This window comes from Pseudomonas huaxiensis, assembly GCF_003231275.1.
In the GTDB taxonomy this organism is placed as follows: Bacteria; Pseudomonadota; Gammaproteobacteria; order Pseudomonadales; family Pseudomonadaceae; genus Aquipseudomonas; species Aquipseudomonas huaxiensis.
On record NZ_QKVL01000022.1, the window covers coordinates 54810 to 72758 of the forward strand.

At 60.4% G+C, this 17949-nt stretch carries 14 protein-coding genes and 2 pseudogenes; 14 read left to right on the forward strand and 2 right to left on the reverse strand.

Features of this window, described 5'->3' with window-relative positions:
• The first annotated feature begins 146 nt into the window (after window positions 1-146).
• The 8 genes and pseudogenes from DM374_RS20900 to DM374_RS20930 all read left to right on the forward strand — a co-directional run bounded on the left by DM374_RS20900 (window position 147) and on the right by DM374_RS20930 (window position 9748).
• Window positions 147-818, forward strand: a complete 672-nt coding sequence (locus tag DM374_RS20900; RefSeq protein ID WP_095153391.1) for a heavy metal response regulator transcription factor — start codon at window positions 147-149, stop codon at window positions 816-818.
• The gene (locus DM374_RS20905; protein ID WP_110971605.1) at window positions 815-2203 is read left to right on the forward strand and encodes a heavy metal sensor histidine kinase; all 1389 of its coding nucleotides are present in this window, start codon (window positions 815-817) and stop codon (window positions 2201-2203) included. Before DM374_RS20900 ends, DM374_RS20905 begins: the two co-directional genes overlap by 4 nt.
• A gap of 51 nt (window positions 2204-2254) precedes the next feature.
• Window positions 2255-2779, forward strand: a complete 525-nt coding sequence (locus tag DM374_RS20910; protein WP_110971606.1) for a sigma-70 family RNA polymerase sigma factor — start codon at window positions 2255-2257, stop codon at window positions 2777-2779.
• Between the two features lie 2 nt (window positions 2780-2781).
• Window positions 2782-3720 carry a FecR domain-containing protein gene (locus DM374_RS20915; RefSeq protein ID WP_110971607.1) on the forward strand — a complete coding sequence of 313 codons (939 nt, stop codon included), beginning with the start codon at window positions 2782-2784 and terminating at the stop codon, window positions 3718-3720.
• A 79-nt stretch (window positions 3721-3799) separates the two neighbouring features.
• Window positions 3800-6199, forward strand: a complete 2400-nt coding sequence (locus DM374_RS20920) for a TonB-dependent siderophore receptor (protein ID WP_110971608.1) — start codon at window positions 3800-3802, stop codon at window positions 6197-6199.
• Window positions 6200-6386: 187 nt separating this feature from the next.
• A pseudogene (locus DM374_RS34405) lies at window positions 6387-7469 on the forward strand (HAMP domain-containing protein); the annotation flags it as partial.
• Window positions 7470-7814: 345 nt separating this feature from the next.
• Window positions 7815-8330: pseudogene (locus DM374_RS34410) on the forward strand (methyl-accepting chemotaxis protein); the annotation flags it as partial.
• Between the two features lie 329 nt (window positions 8331-8659).
• Window positions 8660-9748 (forward strand): MBL fold metallo-hydrolase, encoded by a 1089-nt coding sequence (locus DM374_RS20930; protein ID WP_110971610.1) that lies wholly within the window; start codon window positions 8660-8662, stop codon window positions 9746-9748.
• 6 nt (window positions 9749-9754) lie between these two features.
• On the opposite strand, the gene DM374_RS20935 is transcribed toward DM374_RS20930, so the two are convergent.
• Both DM374_RS20935 and DM374_RS20940 read right to left on the reverse strand, forming a co-directional pair.
• Window positions 9755-10549, reverse strand: a complete 795-nt coding sequence (locus DM374_RS20935) for an ABC transporter permease (RefSeq protein ID WP_110971611.1) — start codon at window positions 10547-10549, stop codon at window positions 9755-9757.
• The gene (locus tag DM374_RS20940; protein ID WP_110971612.1) at window positions 10546-11256 is read right to left on the reverse strand and encodes an ABC transporter ATP-binding protein; all 711 of its coding nucleotides are present in this window, start codon (window positions 11254-11256) and stop codon (window positions 10546-10548) included. The genes DM374_RS20935 and DM374_RS20940 overlap by 4 nt, the downstream gene beginning before the upstream one ends.
• 127 nt (window positions 11257-11383) lie before the next feature.
• Between DM374_RS20940 and DM374_RS20945 the strand changes: the two genes are divergently transcribed.
• The 6 genes from DM374_RS20945 (at window position 11384) to DM374_RS20970 (ending at window position 17938) form a co-directional block, all read left to right on the forward strand.
• Window positions 11384-11896: a sigma-70 family RNA polymerase sigma factor gene (locus DM374_RS20945; protein ID WP_110971613.1), complete on the forward strand. Its 513-nt coding sequence runs from the start codon at window positions 11384-11386 to the stop codon at window positions 11894-11896.
• Window positions 11897-12874 (forward strand): FecR domain-containing protein, encoded by a 978-nt coding sequence (locus DM374_RS20950; RefSeq protein WP_110971614.1) that lies wholly within the window; start codon window positions 11897-11899, stop codon window positions 12872-12874.
• Between the two features lie 204 nt (window positions 12875-13078).
• Entirely contained in the window at window positions 13079-15511 is a 2433-nt protein-coding gene (locus DM374_RS20955; RefSeq protein ID WP_110971615.1) for a TonB-dependent receptor, read from the forward strand.
• A gap of 319 nt (window positions 15512-15830) precedes the next feature.
• Window positions 15831-16781 carry a hypothetical protein gene (locus DM374_RS20960; protein WP_225422552.1) on the forward strand — a complete coding sequence of 317 codons (951 nt, stop codon included), beginning with the start codon at window positions 15831-15833 and terminating at the stop codon, window positions 16779-16781.
• Window positions 16782-16783: 2 nt separating this feature from the next.
• Entirely contained in the window at window positions 16784-17416 is a 633-nt protein-coding gene (locus tag DM374_RS20965) for a DUF2997 domain-containing protein (protein ID WP_110971617.1), read from the forward strand.
• Window positions 17417-17938 carry a 4Fe-4S single cluster domain-containing protein gene (locus DM374_RS20970; RefSeq protein WP_110971618.1) on the forward strand — a complete coding sequence of 174 codons (522 nt, stop codon included), beginning with the start codon at window positions 17417-17419 and terminating at the stop codon, window positions 17936-17938. It begins immediately after the preceding gene.
• The last annotated feature ends 11 nt before the right edge of the window (window positions 17939-17949 follow it).

Genomic DNA, 17949 nt, shown 5'->3' on the forward strand with positions numbered 1-17949 from the left:
GCTTTTTCCTTTGTTTTGTCTGGCTGACTCATAGCCACACATGATGAGCAGTGCGTTCCGTCAGAATGATTGCCCAATGATTACCAAGATGTAATGTGCCAACACGGGCGGGCGCGTTAGCCTATGGTCCGGTCCCGGAGAAAAAGATGCGTATCCTGATTGTTGAAGATGAAGCGAAAACAGCTGATTACCTGCATAAAGCCCTGACTGAATCGGGCTATATGGTCGAAGTCGCCCTGGATGGCGTGGAGGGCCAGTATCTGGCGCAGGAAAGCGAGTTCGACTTGATCATTCTGGACGTCATGCTGCCGGGCCTGGACGGTTGGCAATTGCTTCAGATCATTCGGCGCAAGTGGCAAACCCCGGTGCTTTTTCTCACCGCCAGAGACTCTGTGGAGGATCGGGTCAAAGGGCTTGAGTCAGGGGCCGATGATTACCTGGTCAAACCATTTTCCTATGCCGAATTGCTGGCACGCGTCCGTACGCTGCTACGCAGGGGGCCGCCCCGTGAGGTCGAGCAGTTCCTGGTTGCAGACTTGAGCCTGGATCTGTTGCGCCGCAAGGTTACGCGCAGTGGTGAGCGCCTGACCTTGACCAACAAGGAGTTTGCTCTGTTGCACCTGCTCGTCAGTCGTGAAGGGGAGGTGCTATCGCGCTCGTTGATTGCTTCGCAGATCTGGCAGATGAACTTTGATAGCGATACCAATGTGGTCGATGTCGCCATCCGGCGTCTACGGGCCAAGGTTGACGATCCTTACCCGCTCAAGTTGATCCACACAGTGCGTGGCATCGGCTACATGCTTGAGGTGCAATCCTGAAACTGTTTCCACGTTCCCTGAGTTTGCGCCTGGCGGCCATGTTCGCGTTGGTCAGTGCGCTGCTGCTGGGCGCCATCGGCTTTTATCTTTATCAGTCGTTACAGCGAGAAATCGCGTGGCGCGATGACCAGGCTCTGCTCGGGCGCCTGGAGCGCATGCAAGCGTTGATCAACGACAGTGTCAGCGTCGAGCAACTAAGAGATCGGCCCAAACTCTATGAAAATATGCTGGGCAATCGCGACAACCTGCTGTGGATTGTCGATGACACTGGCCAGGTGTTGATCCAGATAAACCCGGTAAACATGAGCTTGCCCAGGTTACCTGCCGCAGCCCAGGCCCAGCTCGGTGACGGCCATGCTGCGCAGGGCGTGCGACTTGCCTGGAAGGATGTCATGCAGGGGCATCGCGGCTTGACCCTGATTGCGGGCAAGTTGTCAGGTGAGCGTGAGCAGATGTTGGCGGCTTACCGACTCAAACTTTGGCTCGCCATGTCAGTCGGCGCACTTTTGGCGTTTGTGCTCGGCTGGTGGGTCAGTCGACGAGGCTTACAGCCTGTACGCGTGCTGGCGCAGCGTGCGGCGGGCATTGATGTGCAGCATCTGCATCTGCGACTGGACGAGTTCAACGAACTGAGTGAGCTACAAACGCTCAGTCGTTCACTCAATCAAATGCTTGCACGCCTTGAAGAGGGGTTCGCCCAGCTCTCGCGATTCTCGGAAGATCTCGCCCATGAGATGCGTACGCCACTCAGCAACCTGATGGGGCATACCCAACAAACCTTGAGGCACAGCCGCTCCATTGAGGACTACCAGAACCTGCTGGTTTCCAACCAGGAAGAATATGAGCGCCTGGCGCGGATGATCGACAGCATGCTGTTTCTCGCGCGGACCGAGCAGTCGCAGGCATCAGTAAATGAAGAACTTATCGACCTGCACGATCTAGCCGAGCAACTGTGTGAGTACTTCGAAGGCGTGGCGCAAGAACGTGATGTCACGCTGATCAATCACGCCCATGGTCAGTTACGGGCTGATCCGGCGTTGATACGTCGAGCATTGGCTAACCTGCTCGCCAACGCACTGCGTTATGGGGCTCCCGCTGAGGCAGTGACTATCAGCAGCGTAGTGAGGGAGGGCAGGGTTTTGGTCACGGTGCACAACCTGGGTCAGCCGATTTCAGCAGAGCATCTGCCTAGATTGTTTGAGCGCTTTTATAGGTGTGATCCTTCACGCAATCAGCCGGACGATTCTGGCGGTTTGGGGTTGGCAATCGTGCGTTCGATCATGCAGTTGCATGGCGGCAGGGTGACTGTAGATAGCGGTCAGTCAGGGACGAGCTTTTGCTTGGAGTTTTCTGTGCGGAATGCTTTAGCCGTTCAGTTGCGGTAATACCAATCTAAAGGCATCATTTGCTAATAATTCCCATTAGCAAAATATTCCATGTCCTCCGTCCCTCTCGATAATCAGCGTCTCGCCCTACGTAACCGCGTCCTGCAGCAGATGTTCGGCGATCACCATGACTGGCTGCTGCAGCGCCTGCGCGCACGCCTGGGCTGCAGTCATGACGCTGCCGACATGGCTTCCGAGACTTTCGCCCAGGTGGTGAAGTTGCCCGACCCGCAGGCCATACACGAACCGCGAGCCCTGCTGACCACCATCGCCAAGCGCCTGGTGTTCGCCACCTGGCGGCGACGCGATCTGGAGCGTGCCTACCTGGAGGCGCTGGCTCAGCAAGTTCCGGGTTACGAACCGTCGGCGGAAGAGCAGGTGCAGGCCCTGGAAACCCTGAGCAGCCTCGACCGCCTGCTCGATGGCCTGTCGCCGCTGGGACGCAGTGCTTTCCTGTACAGCCAGCTGGAAAACCTCACTTACGCCGAAATCGGCTCACGCCTGGGTATTTCCGCGCCACGCGTGCATCAGTACGTGGCCAAGGCCTTTGCCCTGTGCTACCTGGCGCTGGAGTGAGCATGCCGCAGACACGACTGCCAACGGCGGTGGCTGAAGCGATCGAATGGCTGGCGCTTCACCGCTCAGGAAGCATGAGCGACGCTGATCGCCAGCGTTTTCAGCACTGGTTGAGCCTCAGTCCTGAGCACCCGCAGGCCTGGCAGCGCCTCGAGCAACGCCTTGGCCAGGTCTTCGCCGATATCCCGCCGGTGGCCCGTCAGGTGCTCAGCACCGAGGCCGGTAGCCGTCGGCGGTTGTTGCGCGGAGCGCTGGCGGTCGCCGGCATTGGCGCCGGTGGCTGGTGGTTGCAGCGCCTGGGCCTGCTGCCCTTTGCGAGGAGCGACCTGCACACTGGCTTCGCCGAGCGCAGGGCATTCACCCTGGAGGACGGCAGCCGTGTCGTGCTCAACGCCCAGAGCCGCGTGGACCTGGCCTTCGCCGGCCGGTCGCGCACGCTCATCCTGCGTGAAGGGGCACTGAGCATTCAGGTGGCCGCTGACCCGCAACGGCCGCTGATCGTTGTCACTGCCTTTGGCGAGGTGCGCGCCCTGGGCACACGCTTTACCGTCACCCTGCATGAGCGGTCTGCCAGCATCTGGGTGCAGGAGTCACGGGTGCAAGCGCAAGCACCCAACGGTGCCCGCCTGGAGTTGGCCAGCGGTGAGGGCGCAGTGCTGTCCGGCAGCGGGATCCATGCGCTGGATCCCAACCGTGCTGGCGAGGGCCGTTGGGAAGACGGTTATCTGGAAGTTCACGATCAGCCCCTGGGCGCTGTGATCGATGCCCTGAGGCCCTATCGACGTGGCGTACTGCGTATCAGCCCCGACGCTGCCGCGTTGCGGGTCTCGGGAGTATTTGCGCTGGACGACAGCACGCAGGTCCTGCGTACGCTGCAGGAAACCTTGCCGGTTCGCGTCGACCAGCGTTTCGCCTGGTGGACCCAGGTGAGCCGGCGCTGAAATTTTTTCATCGTCCCCTTAATAACGGAGCCCCTCGCGTCACATAGGTGGCATCGACTACCTATCGGGACCGCTGCCCATGTACCGGACATACCGTTTCAGCCTCACGCCACTGGCCCTTGCCCTGACCTTGAGCGCACTGCACGCGCCTGTCGTTGCGGCGAGCGAGCCCGACGCTCAACAGCAGACGCTTGGTTTCGACCTGCCGGCCGGTGCGCTGGATGCCACCCTGACCGCCATCGCCCGGCAAAGCGGGCGCAGCATTTCTTATGACGCGTCGCTGACCAGGGGCCTGACAGCGCCCGCGCTGCGTGGCCGGTTCAGCACCGAGCAGGCGCTGAGTCAGGCGCTGCAAGGCACCTCGCTGCAACTGGCCGTCACACCCGGCGGAGCCCTGAGTATCGGGCCGCGTGCGGACGCTGTGTTGCACCTCTCCGACACCAACGTGTCCGGGCTGGCGTTCGAGCAGGATGCCTGGGGCCCGGCTTACAGCAAGGTCGCCCGGCGTAGCGCAACGATGAGCAAGACCGATACGCCGCTGCTGGAGATACCCCAGTCAGTGTCGGTCATCACCCGCGAGGAGATGGTGTCGCGCCAGCACGACAGCCTGGCCGACGTGCTTGGTTACACCGCCGGCGTGGTCACGCAGCCCAACGGCTACAGCCGGGTGGCCGATGACTACCGATTGCGTGGTTTCGACATCGGCCCACGCACCGGAAGCGTGCTGCGCGATGGCATGAAGATGCAGAGCACTCAGTTCGAAGGAGGGCAGGAGCCCTATGGTCTGGAGCGCGTCGAGGTGCTCAAGGGCGCGTCCTCGGTACTCTACGGACAACTGGCACCGGGTGGCTTGATCAACACCACCAGCAAGCGGCCGACCCTGGCCCCGCTGCACGAGCTCAACCTGGAATACGGAAATCATCAGCGCCGGCAGATTTCCACCGATCACAGCGGCGCGCTGGATGACCAGGGGCGCTTCAGCTACCGCCTGACCGCCCTGGTTCGCGACAGTGGCACGCAATACGACGAGATCGATGACGACAAGCAATACATCGCGCCGGCCCTGACCTGGCAAATGGACGACGAAACCCGCCTGACGCTGCTGGCCAGCCACCAGCGCACCCAGACCACGCTGACCCCACCGATCCGCTATGACCTGACCACTTTCAGCAAGACGCCAGGCTACAAGGTGCCGTATGACCTGTTCCCCGGCGAGCCGGAGTTCGACGACTACGACGGCACCCTGGAAACCTTCGGTTACCTGCTGGAAAGCCGCCTGAGCGATCAGTTGCAAGTGCGCCATGCTCTCCGTTACTTCGAGTCGCGCAGCGACTACGGCTACATCACCCTCAACAGCAGCCGCGTCACCGGGCCGAACCTGAAGAACCTGACCCGCAGCTACAATGCCCGCGAGGACGTTTCCACCGGCTGGACCAGCGACAGCAACCTGACCCTCGACCTCGCGCATGGTAACTGGCGCCACACCCTGCTCGGCGGCATCGACTACTACCGCAAGACCTACGACAGCCATCGGCACAGTGGCAGCGCGCCGACCCTTGACCTGGCCAATCCGGTCCATGGCAACCTGCCGAAGGTGAATACCGCCGTCGACAGCGGGTCGGACCTGCACAGCACGCAGATGGGGATCTACCTGCAAGAGCAGGCCACGTTCGACGAGCGCTGGGTGGTGGTGTTGGGAGTGCGTCAGGACTGGGCCGAAAACAACACCCGCAACTACCGCGACGGCTCGCGCAGCACCGTCACCGACCGCAAGACCACCGGCCGGGTGGGGCTGGTGTACCTCACCGAGAACGACTGGGCGCCCTATGTCAGCTACAGCCAGTCGTTTCTGCCGTCTGCAGGCACCGACAGCAATGGCGACACCTTCAAGCCTACCGAAGGCGAACAGTACGAGCTCGGTGTGCGCTACCAGCCTGCCGATCGCGAACTGCTGATCAGCGCTGCGGTGTACCAGCTGACCCAGCGCAATGTGTTGACCTCGATCGCCGGCTCCGACTTCGACGAGCAGACCGGCAAGGAACGCAGTACTGGTGTCGAACTGGAAGCCAAGGCACAGCTGACGACCAACCTGGCGATGAACGCCACCTACGCCTACACCGATGCGCACATCCTGTCCGACAACGACAAGACGCTCGAAGGGTCGCGGATCGAAGGTACGCCGTATCACAGTGCCGCCTTGTGGCTGGACTACGGGTTGGGCTTGCTGGGATTGCCCGACGTCACTGTTGGCGCCGGTGCCCGATACAACGGCACTACCCACACCGTTCCCAGCGTGAGCGATCGGAAGATCCCGGCCTATACCCTGTTCGATGCCCGCGTCACCTACCGGGTGAATGACCAATGGCAGGTGAGCGCTCGCGCCCAGAACCTGGCCAATGAGCGCTATCTGTATTGCGCAAACTCGTGCCGCTATGGCGATGAGCGCAGTGTGGTAGGAGCGGTCAGTTACAACTGGTAGCGGTGTTGCCGGTCGTCTGTGGCAGTTACCTGGCCTCCACGCAAAGGCACCCCGCATCGTTCTAAAGTGCGCACCATCGCGGTCGATAAATCAGGGTACGCATGGGCTCTATCTCCTCATAACAACACATGCGACGTTCAGTATTGCGTTTTCCTTGCCAAAACTATAAATACCCGCAGGTGAAGTCATGAATATCAAGCAGAAGCTGACCTGGGCGTTCGCGGCTATCGCGTGCGTCCCGGTCATCCTGGTCGCCGTTTTGGTGGTGCTGAATCTGCGAGAGGGGGCCCTGGTCAACTTCCTCGACAGCAGCGGACGCGAGATCCGCCAGATCGACAACGGCATGAAGCAGTTTTTCGACGGTATCAGCCAAAACGTCGAGTACGTAGCCAAGGACCCGCGCGTTGTCGCCGCCAAAGACCTCAAGAGCTACGCTGGCGCCGAAGCAGCGCAGATTCCCCTCACCCAGACCAACAAAGAGCTGCTGGCGATATTCGAGCAGTTCGCCAAAAGCCATCCGAGTACCGCTTACCTGTCCCTGGGGCTGAAAGACGGCGGCTACGCCAGTTGGCCGGACGATACCAAACTGAACAACTACGACCCACGCGTACGTCCCTGGTACAAAGCGGCCATCGCCGCGCCAGGCACCACCGTGCGCACCGGTGCCTACTATTGGGCGCCGGACGATGTGACGTTGATCGGCACGGTGCACACTGTCGCCGACGCTGCGGGAAATATCCTCGGCGTGGTTGGCCTGGACGTGTCGCTCAAACAGCTCACCGAACTGGTGCGCAACATCAAGCTGGGCGACAGCGGCTACCTGATGCTGGTGGAAGCCAACGGCAACGTACTGGTAGACCCCAGCGACGCCAAGCACAACTTCAAACCGCTGGCCGACCTGGGCCCCAACTACGCCGAACTCGCCAAGCGAGGCGACGGAGTGACCCAGATCGAGATTGATGGTGTGCCCTACATGGCCAACGTGGTCAGTTCCAACGGCCTGGGCTGGCGCTTTATCGGCCTGATCGAGCGTGATGAAGTGATGGCCGAAGCCACCCGCCTGACCTGGTTGATTGCGGCAATAGCAGCGGCGTTGGCGCTGGTATTCGCGGTCGTAGGCGCCAGCTTTGCCAGTGTCATCGTGCGCCCGATTCGCGGCGTGGCCGACGGCCTGCAAGAAATGGCCGAGGGGGAAGGCGACCTGACGCGCCAACTCAAGGTGCAGGGCAAGGACGAAACCGCCAGTCTGGCAGGCTGGTTCAACCAGTTCCTGGGCATGATCGCGCAACTGGTGCAGCGCATCGGCAACGCCTCATCGGACCTGCAGACCGCCGCCGTCGATACCCGCGAAGTGGCCAACAACATGAACCAGGCCGCAGGTCGCCAGCGTGAAGCCGTGGAACTGGTGAGCACTGCGTTCAACGAAATGGTCGCTACCGCCAACGAAGTTGCGCGTTCGTGCAGTGCCGCCGCGTCGAGTGCCGATGAGGGCTACCGTGACGTCAATGACGGCCAGCAACACATCGGCGAAGCCACCGGCAGCGTGCTCAAGCTCAGCGAAGACCTGCAAAAGTCGACTCAGACCATGCAGTTGCTGGAGCAGGACAGCCAGAACATCAACACCATTCTCGACACCATCCGCTCGATTGCCGAGCAGACCAACCTGCTGGCGCTCAACGCAGCGATTGAAGCAGCGCGTGCCGGTGATCAAGGCCGTGGCTTCGCCGTGGTTGCCGACGAAGTCCGCGCCCTGGCTCGTCGGACAGCCGACTCCACCGGCGAGATCGACAGCTTGCTGGGCAATCTCGCCCGCCGCACCCAGGAAGTCACTCAGCAGATGCAAGGCAGCCTGCAGGTGTCCCATGCCAGTGTGGAGCGCATCCAGCAGGCACGTGACAGCTTCGACAAGATCCGTGGCTCGGTGGACTCGATCCGTGACCAGAATACCCAGATCGCCACAGCTGCCGAGGAGCAGCACCAGGTGGCCGAAGAGATCAATCGGCACATCGCGCAGATCCATGCCGATGCTCAACTGGTCGAAGGCTTTGCCCAGTCCTCGCAGACGGGTTCGGGTCGATTGATAGAGATTTCTGGTCAGCTCAAAGGCTTGGTGGGTCGGTTCAAATATTAGTATTTCTGGCCGAATGAAAGCACTGAGCGCTCACCGCTTTCATTTGACCAGTCTGCTTTTTTAGTCATGTTCGAGTTGGCGGTACTCCAGCACATTCTGGCTTCCATCCAGAATGTCACTGGAGATTGCTTCTCGCGCGGCTACGGTTTGAGTACCTCTAAGAGTGGCTTAGGCTCGGAAGTCATTTGGAACTCCGCTTCCATAGTGGGGAGTCGGGGCGGCGCTCGATTTCCAGATCAGGCATTAACCTCGCAGGATCAGGCAATCCGGTCCGGCGGCGCGGCCCTATACTCGGGAGTGTTCCTACAGAGTGCTGAGGGTTTTTCGCCTTGAAACGTCATCCGCTGCTGCGTGCTCCCATCGCCGACCACGGGCATTCGCCCCAGTCCAGGGATGGGCGTTTCCACAACCTCACCCCGCGTCCGGCGAACATGCCGGAGCCCGATGCCAAGGTGCTGTGGAATTTCCTCTTCAACAAACCTGCCAACACCGTGCCGAAAGCCGCCGTGCCAGTGCGCCGCCTGACCCGGGTCGAGCTGGATGCGGCGCCGGACGCCAGCCTCTACCGCCTCGGCCATTCCACCGTGCTGTTCAAGCTGCAAGGCGGCTGGTGGCTGACCGATCCAGTCTTCGGCAAGCGCGCTTCGCCGCTGCCGTTCGCCGGCCCCAAGCGGTTTCATCAGCCACCACTGAGCCTCGACGAACTGCCACCGATTCGCGGCGTGATCCTTTCCCACGACCATTACGACCACCTCGACCGCGCCACCATCAAGGCCCTGGCGCCGAAGGTGGAACTGTTCGTCATGCCGCTGGGCGTGGGCGATCGGTTACTGGCCTGGGGCGTGCCGCCGTCGAAGGTGCGCCAGTTCGATTGGTGGCAGGGCATCGAGGTTGACGACCTGCGCCTGACCGCGACGCCTGCCCAGCATTTTTCCGGACGCGGCCTGCGCGACGGTAATCGCACGCTGTGGTGCTCCTGGGTGATCGAGGCGCCGCACCTGCGTATGTTCTTCAGTGGTGACACCGGTTATTTCGACGGTTTCGCCGAGATTGGCCGACGCTTCGGGCCGTTCGACCTCACTTTGATGGAAACCGGTGCCTACAACGAGCACTGGCCTTACGTGCATATGCACCCACGCCAGACGGTGCAAGCCCATGTCGATCTGGGTGGGCGCTGGCTGCTGCCGATCCATAACGGCACCTTCGACCTGTCGATGCACGCCTGGTACGACCCGTTCGAAAGCGTGCTGGAGTGGGCGGGCGAGCAGGGCGTCAGCGTGGCGACGCCGAGCATGGGTGAGCGCATCGATCTGCGCGCGCCACAGACCGGCGAACGTTGGTGGCGCGACGTGGTGGCGCAAGAGCAGGGCGACGTCGGTAAAGGTCGGGAATGCCGGTGGCGCTTGCGTGGAGCGTAGGGACGACTACTTCCTTGGCGTGAGCCGGTGCAGCATGAACTGGTGTGCGGGGGAAAACAGCCGATTGAAGGTCATCAGTACAGCGCAGACGGTGCCCAGCGCCGAAGCGGCAGCAATCAGGAACATGATTACGATCTGATAGCGCACCGCTTCAGTCGGGCTTTGTCCGGCGAGGATCTGCCCGGTCATCATGCCGGGCAGGCTGACGATGCCAACCACAGTCATCTGGTTCAGGGTTGGCATCATCCCGGCTTTCACCGCCTGGACGGCGGCGGCCTGCGCCGCTTCCCAACGGGTTCCGCCCAGGGCCAGGACCATTTCCACCACATCGCGGCGGGCGCTCAGCTCCCGCGTCATGCGGTCGAGCCCCAATGAGACCGCAGTCAAGGTGTTGCCCAGCACCATGCCGAGGATCGGGATCGCGTACTGCGGTTCGTACCAGGGCCGCACACGCAACACCACGAACAGCCCCAGCGCGGTGACCAGCCAGGAACTGAGCCCCACGGCCACGACGCTGTCGGTCAGCAGCCCGGCATGCCGCTGTTTGCCACGCCCGGCGGCGGAAATACCGGCAATCAGGGTCATGGCCAGCATCAGCGGCAGCACCACATACCAATGCGCGGACTGGAACACCCAGCCCAGCACATAACCGATCGCCAGCAACTGCACGACGGTACGCACTGCTGCCAGGAGCAATTGCCGCTCCAGTTGCAGTTTCAGCAGCACAGACAGCAGGCCGTTGATCAGGATCAGTGCGGAGGCGATGCCCAGGTCGGTGTAGGAAAGTGTCTGGTAGTTCATGCGGGCTTCTCGTTCAGCAATACACCTTGATCCATGGTCAGCCAGCGGCTGCTCATACGTCGGGCCTGCTCCTGATCATGGGTGACCCACAGATAGGCGCGGGCTTCGGGACGCTGGTCGAACCACTGCATCACCAGCGTTTCCACTGCGGCGGTCGATTGGGGATCGAGCGCCGAGGTGGGTTCGTCGAGCAGCAGGACCTGAGGCGCCAGCAACAATACCCGGACCAGCGCCACGATCTGCGCTTCACCGCCCGACAGGTCGGCAGCCTGCTTGTCCAGAAAACCGGCGTTCTTTCCCGCCTGCACCAGCAGGTGTTCGGCGATGGCGATATCGAAGGTGCGTTCGCGCAGCGCCTTCAGCGTGAACGGGAAGCGCAGGTTGTCCGCGACAGTTCCTTCCACCAGTGCGGCACGCTGGGCCAGGTAACAGACCTGAGCGCGAAAGCGCGGGATGTCCTGCGCCAGTACCGCCTGGTTCATCCAGGTGAGACTGCCGTCGGCGGGCGCGTCCAGCAGCGCCAACGCCCTCAGCAACAGGCTTTTTCCCGAGCCGGAACTGCCGGTGATGACCACGCGCTCGCCTGTCCGCAGGGAGAAATCGACAGGGTTGAGCAGCACGGCCCGGGTTGTCGGATCAACCCGGGCAAGGCGCCGGGCTTCAAGCAGGATCGGCGCGGATCCCGGAGCTGAGTGGGGTGGTGACACAGGCGTTCCTCAGGTAGCCGGCGGGTCATTCAGTTTGTCTTCAACACGGGCGATCTGTCGATTGCAGGCGGGGCGCGGTTAACTTAGCATTGCAAACCATTATCACTTACAACAATTGAAGCCTCCTATGAGCGAAGTTGTGGTCGCCCCCAGCAATCACCTGCGAAGTATCGAAGAGCTCTACAGCGGGCATCATGGATGGCTTTATGCCCGGTTGCACCGCAAGTTGGGTAATGCGTTGGATGCGGCCGATCTGGTACAGGACACCTTCGCCCGGATCCTGGCGTCCAACGTCTCGGTATTCGATGAGCCGCGCGCCTATCTGAGTTGTGTTGCCGGCGGCATTCTCGCCAACTGGTGCCAGCGAAAATCCCTGGAACGCGCCTATCTGGCTGCCCTGGCGCAGCTTCCCGCGCCCGAGGTGCCATCGCCGGAGTCTCGCTTGCTGGTGCTGGAAACCCTGCATGAAGTCGATGCCATGCTCGACACGCTGCCGCCACTGGTCAGGCGTGCTTTCCTGCTGTCGCAACTGACCGGCATGAAGTACGAAGCCATCGCCAGCGAACTCGACGTGTCGCTGATTACCGTCAAGCGCTACATGAAACAGGCCTTCCTCAAGTGCCTGGCGCTGGTGAACTGAATGACCGAGACAGCCTCTGCAGCGCAGATCAGCCCGCAAGCACTGGAAGAAGCCGCCGAGTGGCTGATGTGCATGGGCGAGGGCGACGTCTCCGAGGCGGAGCAAGCCGCCTGGCGCGTCTGGCGCAGTAGCAGCCCGGACCGCGAGCGTGCCTGGCAACGGGCGGAGTTGCTGATGGGCAAGCTGGGCGGGCTGCCGCCGGCGCTGGCGATGTCTGCGTTGGATCGTCCGGGCAACCCGGGACGCCGCGCCGTTATCACGCGCCTGGCGATATTCCTGGCACTGGCGCCGACCAGTTGGCTGGGTTTCAACCTGAGCGAACGGCAGGGCTGGATGGCCGATTATCGTGCGGCTATCGGCGAGTGCCGCGAGATCATCCTAGTCGACGGCACGCAAGTCTTTCTCAATACCGACTCGGCAATCGACGTGCGCTTCGACCCCGATCAGCGGCTCATCCGTCTGGTCCGTGGCGAGATTCTGGTGCAGACGGCCCCGGACAGCGCGGTTCCGCCACGGCCGTTGCGGGTCGCGACCAGCGAAGGCCGGATGCAGGCGTTGGGCACGCGGTTCTCGGTTCGCGAACGGGCAGGCCGTACTTACCTGGCCGTGCTGGAAGGCGCGATCCGGGTGGAGGCGGGGAGCGCCGCCCTTGTTACGCCGCTGGTGGTCAAGGCCGGTGAGAAAACCGACTTCGACGCGCGCGCCACCGCACCGGTGAGCCGGGTGGACGAAACCATCACGGCCTGGACTCAAGGCATGCTTATGGCCGACAAGATGCGGCTGGAAGATTTCGCTGCGGAACTGGCGCGCTACGGGCGCGGCTTTGTGCGCTGCGACCCGGCGATCGCCGATCTGTTGATTTCGGGCGCTTACCCGATCAATGAGCGGCGCCGCACGTTGAACATGCTTGCAGCTACCTATTCGATTTCGGTGACGGAGCATATGAGCGGGTACTGGACGTTGTTGGCGGCGCGCTGAGGATCGCGAGCAAGCTCGCTCCTACAGGTTTACACCGCGTGGCTTTTGTAGGAGCGAGCTTGTCGGGGCGCCGAACCGTCGCGAAGGGCGCCAACCGTCGCGAAGGACGCCAATATTTTTTTGCTACGGCCTGATACTTTTTTCCGCCTCGGCTGGCAGAGGAAGTGAAACCACCTCTTTCCCAGTCAAAAGGATCTTCTTGTCATGCCAGTTGCAAGTCGCCTCCGCGCCGAATGCACGTTAACGATGGCCGTCCGTACCGCCCTGCTGAGTGTTGCCCTGGTCACGGCAAGCACCAGCGCCTGGGCGGCGGCTCCCCAGCAACCGGACAGCGTGGCCAGCAAGGCCTACGACATTCCGGCCGGACCGCTGGGCCGGGTGCTGTCCAGCTTCGCGGTGAAGTCGGGGATGGCCTTGTCGTTCGAGCCCGCGCTGACGGAAGGGCTGCACAGCCCAGGCCTCACGGGCAGCTACTCGGCTGGCGAAGGCATTATCCAACTGCTGGCGGGCAGCGGCCTGGAACTGGTGGAACTCGGCGATGGCAGCTTCATGCTGATCAAGCAGCCTGCCGCTGGCGACGGTGGGCTCACACTCGCTGCAACCAGTGTCGATGCGTCGAGCCTTCGTCTCGGCGGCTTGCCCGAAGCCTTCGCCGGTGATCAGGTGGCTCGCGGCGGCCGGGTCGGGATGCTGGGTAACAAGGATGTGATGGACACACCGTTCAACGTCACCAGTTACACCGCCAAGACCCTCGCCGACCTGCAGACCGTAACCGTCGCCGACGCCCTGGAGCGGGACCCTTCGGTTCGCTCCACCGGGCAGGCGGGCGGCATCGTCGACTCGTTCTTCATTCGCGGCTTCCCGGTGGGCGAGGGCAACCTCGGCGAACTGGCCTTCGACGGCGTCTATGGTGTGGCGCCCAACTACCGGGTGTTCACCGAGTACGCCGAACGGATCGAGGTACTCAAAGGCCCGGGCGCGCTGATGTATGGCATTTCACCTAACAGCGGCGTCGGCGGCGTGATCAATATCGTGCCGAAACGGGCGCTGGCCGAGGACCTGACGCGCTTTACCGCCAGCTACGCCGCCAACACCCAACTGGGCGGCCATATCGATGTCAGCCGGCGCTTCGGTGACGAAAAACAGTGGGGCGTGCGCTTCAACGGCAGCATGGCCCAGGGCGACACGGCCATCGACGACCAGCAGCGCGCACTGGATATCGGCGCCATCGCCCTGGACTATCAAGGCGAACGGCTGCGTTTGAACCTGGACTTCCTAAGCCAGAAAGAGCAGTGGGACGCCTCGTCGCGACCGTTCACGGTGGCGGCTGGCGTCAAGGTGCCTTCGGCGCCGAATGGCCGTACCAACCTGCCGCAGGATTGGGGCTGGTCCAATACCCGGGAGCAGTCCGCGCTAGTCGGCGCGGAGTATGACCTGAGCGATGCGGTGACCGTGTTCGCCCACGCAGGCGGCGGTCGCGCCGATGTCAAACGCATGTCCGACCAGGTGCCAAGGATCCTCAACGAGGCCGGCGATATCAGCAATACGCCGGGGTACTACAAGTTCAACGTCGATCGCTCGACCGTCGATGTCGGGATGCGCGCCTTGTTCGAAACGGGCCCGGTCAGCCATACCACTACCGTCATGGCCACCCGGTATCAGGATGAACTGTCCCGAGGCATCAACAACGGCACGGAAATTGTCTCGAACATCTACCACCCGGTGGATGTACCCAAGCAATACATCGCCGCGCCGAAGGTTTTGCGGATTTCCGAGTCGGAGCTGTCCGGCGTTGCCGTCACCGATACCCTGTCTGTCCTCGACGACCGCCTGCAACTGACCCTGGGTCTGCGCCGGCAAGCCATCGAGTCACGCAACTACGCCGCCACCGGCGCGGTGACTTCCCGTTACGACGACAGCGCGACGACCCCGGTGGTGGGCCTGGTCGTCAAACCTTGGGAAAACGTGTCGTTCTACTACAACTACGTCGAGGGACTGAGCAAAGGCGACGTCGCGCCTGCCACCGCAGCCAACGCTGGGCAGGCGTTCGCGCCCTATGAATCCAAGCAGCAGGAACTGGGCGTGAAAGTCGAGAAGGACAGCTTCATGGCTAGCCTGTCGGTGTTCCAGATCGAGAAGCCCAGCGGCGAACTGGGTGCGGGCAATGCGTTTTCGGTACAGGCCGAACAGCGCAACCGTGGTGTCGAACTGAGCCTGTTCGGCGAAGTCGCGCCGGGTACTCGTCTGCTTGGCGGCGTGACGTTGCTTGATGGCGAACTGACTGACTCGGCCACGGCAAGTAACCGGGGTAACGATCCTGTAGGCGTGCCCGATGTGCAGGCCAATTTCTGGGCCGAATGGGACACCCCGGCAATCGAAGGTTTCACCCTGACGGGCGGGGCGATCTATACCGGCAGCCAGTACATCAACCAGGCCAACACCCAGGAGCTGGACGCCTGGACCCGCGTCGACCTCGGCGCCCGCTACGCCACCCGCATCGAAGGCCGGCCCACTACCTTCCGCGCCACCGTGCAGAACGTCTTCGACCGGGAATACTGGTCGGGCGTAGCGTCCTATGGCGCAATCTCGCCGGGCTATCCGCGCACCCTGCAATTGTCGGCGACGATCGATTTCTGATACGCCGCAGTGCATCGCGACGGTTCGGCGCTTCGTCGCGATGCGTTCAATCTGAATTCCCCCCCCTCTTGTTTGTGGCGCTGTACGGCGGCTGGCTAGCAGCCCCGTTGTTCGGATAGCCTGATAATGGCGTTATAATGGCCGCGCCTGATGGCTTCACCAATCTGGAAGCCTTCGTTAGCGCTTTCCTGGCACGTGATAAACCAAAAACCGTCATGTAGCATAGACCCGTAAGCAGTCCTACAGCCCTCCCGTACTACGCGCCTCTGCACCAACTCTAGAAGGTTTGTGAATGATAAGAACTATCCCGATGTGGACAATGACGATGATCAGTAGAGGCAAGAAAAAGGGAATTGCATTACTGGCATCGTTACCTGTCTTTATCGTTACCTGTGTGTGGGTGTTTCTTGATGCGTTGCAAAACGGGGAAACACGCCGGGCTGTAATGGCGGTCATTGGTTTGGTTTATTTCGCTGCGCTTACCCGGCTTTTTACACCTTCAAGAAAATATATTCCCGGTAAAACATTCAGGTTTTATAGAAATAAAAAACTCACCACAAAGAAGGCCATAAATTACGGCTATGGCGTGACTGTTCTTGTCTTCGTGATGTTTGCAGTTCTTGTGCCGAAGTATATGGTGAGCGCAATAGGATATGGCGCGATAAGCCTCGGTGGTCTGTATGCAGTGTCAAAAAGCTTAAAGTTCCACGCCGATGTCGATTTCTCGACAAATGAATATTTGACAACCGCTCTTGGATTTTCTGTAGGAGAAAAAATCCTGGTCAGCTATCAGGATTTTGATACCGACGATGTTCGCGCGGGTGGCAAAGCGTTTGCCGCAACCGCGACAAAGTTAATTGTAGCGTGGTTTGATGGGGCGGTTTGGAGCAAGCTGTCCCGAGACCTGAATCAGATATCGCACATTGGCGTTATGAGTGATCAACATAACGATTGCTTCGTTAAATTGCAATTCAATGATGGTGCCGATATCTTGTTGCGGATTGGGCTTGAGCGTTCCACATCAAGCCCCATCCTGGTAGTAAGAAGACTGCTGGAAACGATTGATGCAAGTCTGTTGCCTGGTAGTGATGCATCACAGACTGTACAAAGACGTCGGGTGGTTGTCGATTCTGCAACGCCAACTGAGCTCTCAAAAAACGTTGCACCTGAACCCATGGCGCCTGTGCGCAACATTGAGCTTGCCCCTGATGTATTAAATGCTATTCAGCGGGCAGAAGAAGTTGCCCCCGGCCGCAGACTGGAGCTTTAATAATGTCTCACTGCACAAGATTTGAATTTTCTTATGTTAATGAGGAAACCATTGCCAAAGCGTTCAGCAAGTTGGGCCTTAGCCCAACGACGGGGTTGGTTTGCAGCTTTGCCAGCGACTTTAGCAAAAAGGTGTTGCGCAAAATAGGCTATATGGGCAAGCAGCAATTCAGAGCTATTTGCGGAGAAACGGCTGACAAATTCAATCTCTTTGTTTGCCAGGTCGATAAGGGCTCTTACCAACTCTTCATCGAGCGGGGAACCCCTTCGGCCGGGGATGAAACGACAATGGCTGATTTGGCGTTACGCTTTCAGAAAGCGTACGTCAGTGTCGCCATTGATGAAACCATCAGGCGCATAGACGCATCGGGCGTTCCTGCGAGAGTGAAGGAAACTCCTCAGGGGTTCGAAGTTGAATTCGGATCTAATTACGAATACGGCATTCATGTCGCCTTGACAGGCGATGAAATTACGGAAGAAGTACATGGCGTGAAAGGCGACATCTGCACAAAACTTACTGAAGAGCTTGAGTCTCTTTTGTCCAGCCCTGCTGCGAAACTTGTGACTGAGTGGAAACCGGAGTACACCTTGGTCCATGAAGAGCAAACCCTTCAAATTCTCAGCGCGAATCTCTGAATGAACATCAACGTACACCATATGGAGTTGAGCCGCGTTAACGGCCCCGGGTTACGCTTGACATTATGGGTGCAGGGTTGTGCGCTGAATTGCAAGGGATGCTTCAATCAGAGCACCCACGCTCGCGAGCCGAGTACGCTGATGCCCATTGATGAATTGGCGCAGAAGATAAATGGACTGAACATCGCAGGGGTAACCCTCTCTGGAGGGGAACCGCTCGACCAGGCACCCGCCTTGGAAAAACTGATACATGCCGTCAATGGCGAGAAAAACTGGGTGCTTTACACAGGCTATACGCCCAAAGAGATATTCCAGAACGAAGCCATGATTCGTGTGGTTAAAGCCGTCGACCTTACGCTGGCCGGCCGCTATCGGCATAACGCCAGCCATCCCTATGAGCACAAGCAGATTATCAAGACCAGTGACAGAGTCGACATTGATTTTTTCCGTACCAGAAGAGTTGTCGAGTTTGTAGTGTCACATTCTGGCGTTACCAAAACCGGTCTTCCGATGAATGTATAAGTCAGTTCAGG

What these genes read in the sequence shown, in the direction of transcription:
- DM374_RS20955 (WP_110971615.1), top strand. Translation starts at nt 13,079, where the DNA reads ATGCCAGTTGCAAGTCGCCTCCGCGCCGAATGCACGTTAACGATGGCC.
- DM374_RS20900 (WP_095153391.1), top strand. Translation starts at nt 147, where the DNA reads ATGCGTATCCTGATTGTTGAAGATGAAGCGAAAACAGCTGATTACCTG.
- DM374_RS20945 (WP_110971613.1), top strand. Translation starts at nt 11,384, where the DNA reads ATGAGCGAAGTTGTGGTCGCCCCCAGCAATCACCTGCGAAGTATCGAA.
- DM374_RS20915 (WP_110971607.1), top strand. Translation starts at nt 2,782, where the DNA reads ATGCCGCAGACACGACTGCCAACGGCGGTGGCTGAAGCGATCGAATGG.
- DM374_RS20970 (WP_110971618.1), top strand. Translation starts at nt 17,417, where the DNA reads ATGAACATCAACGTACACCATATGGAGTTGAGCCGCGTTAACGGCCCC.
- DM374_RS20935 (WP_110971611.1), bottom strand. Translation starts at nt 10,549, where the DNA reads ATGAACTACCAGACACTTTCCTACACCGACCTGGGCATCGCCTCCGCA.
- DM374_RS20920 (WP_110971608.1), top strand. Translation starts at nt 3,800, where the DNA reads ATGTACCGGACATACCGTTTCAGCCTCACGCCACTGGCCCTTGCCCTG.
- DM374_RS20960 (WP_225422552.1), top strand. Translation starts at nt 15,831, where the DNA reads ATGACGATGATCAGTAGAGGCAAGAAAAAGGGAATTGCATTACTGGCA.
- DM374_RS20965 (WP_110971617.1), top strand. Translation starts at nt 16,784, where the DNA reads ATGTCTCACTGCACAAGATTTGAATTTTCTTATGTTAATGAGGAAACC.
- DM374_RS20950 (WP_110971614.1), top strand. Translation starts at nt 11,897, where the DNA reads ATGACCGAGACAGCCTCTGCAGCGCAGATCAGCCCGCAAGCACTGGAA.
- DM374_RS20910 (WP_110971606.1), top strand. Translation starts at nt 2,255, where the DNA reads ATGTCCTCCGTCCCTCTCGATAATCAGCGTCTCGCCCTACGTAACCGC.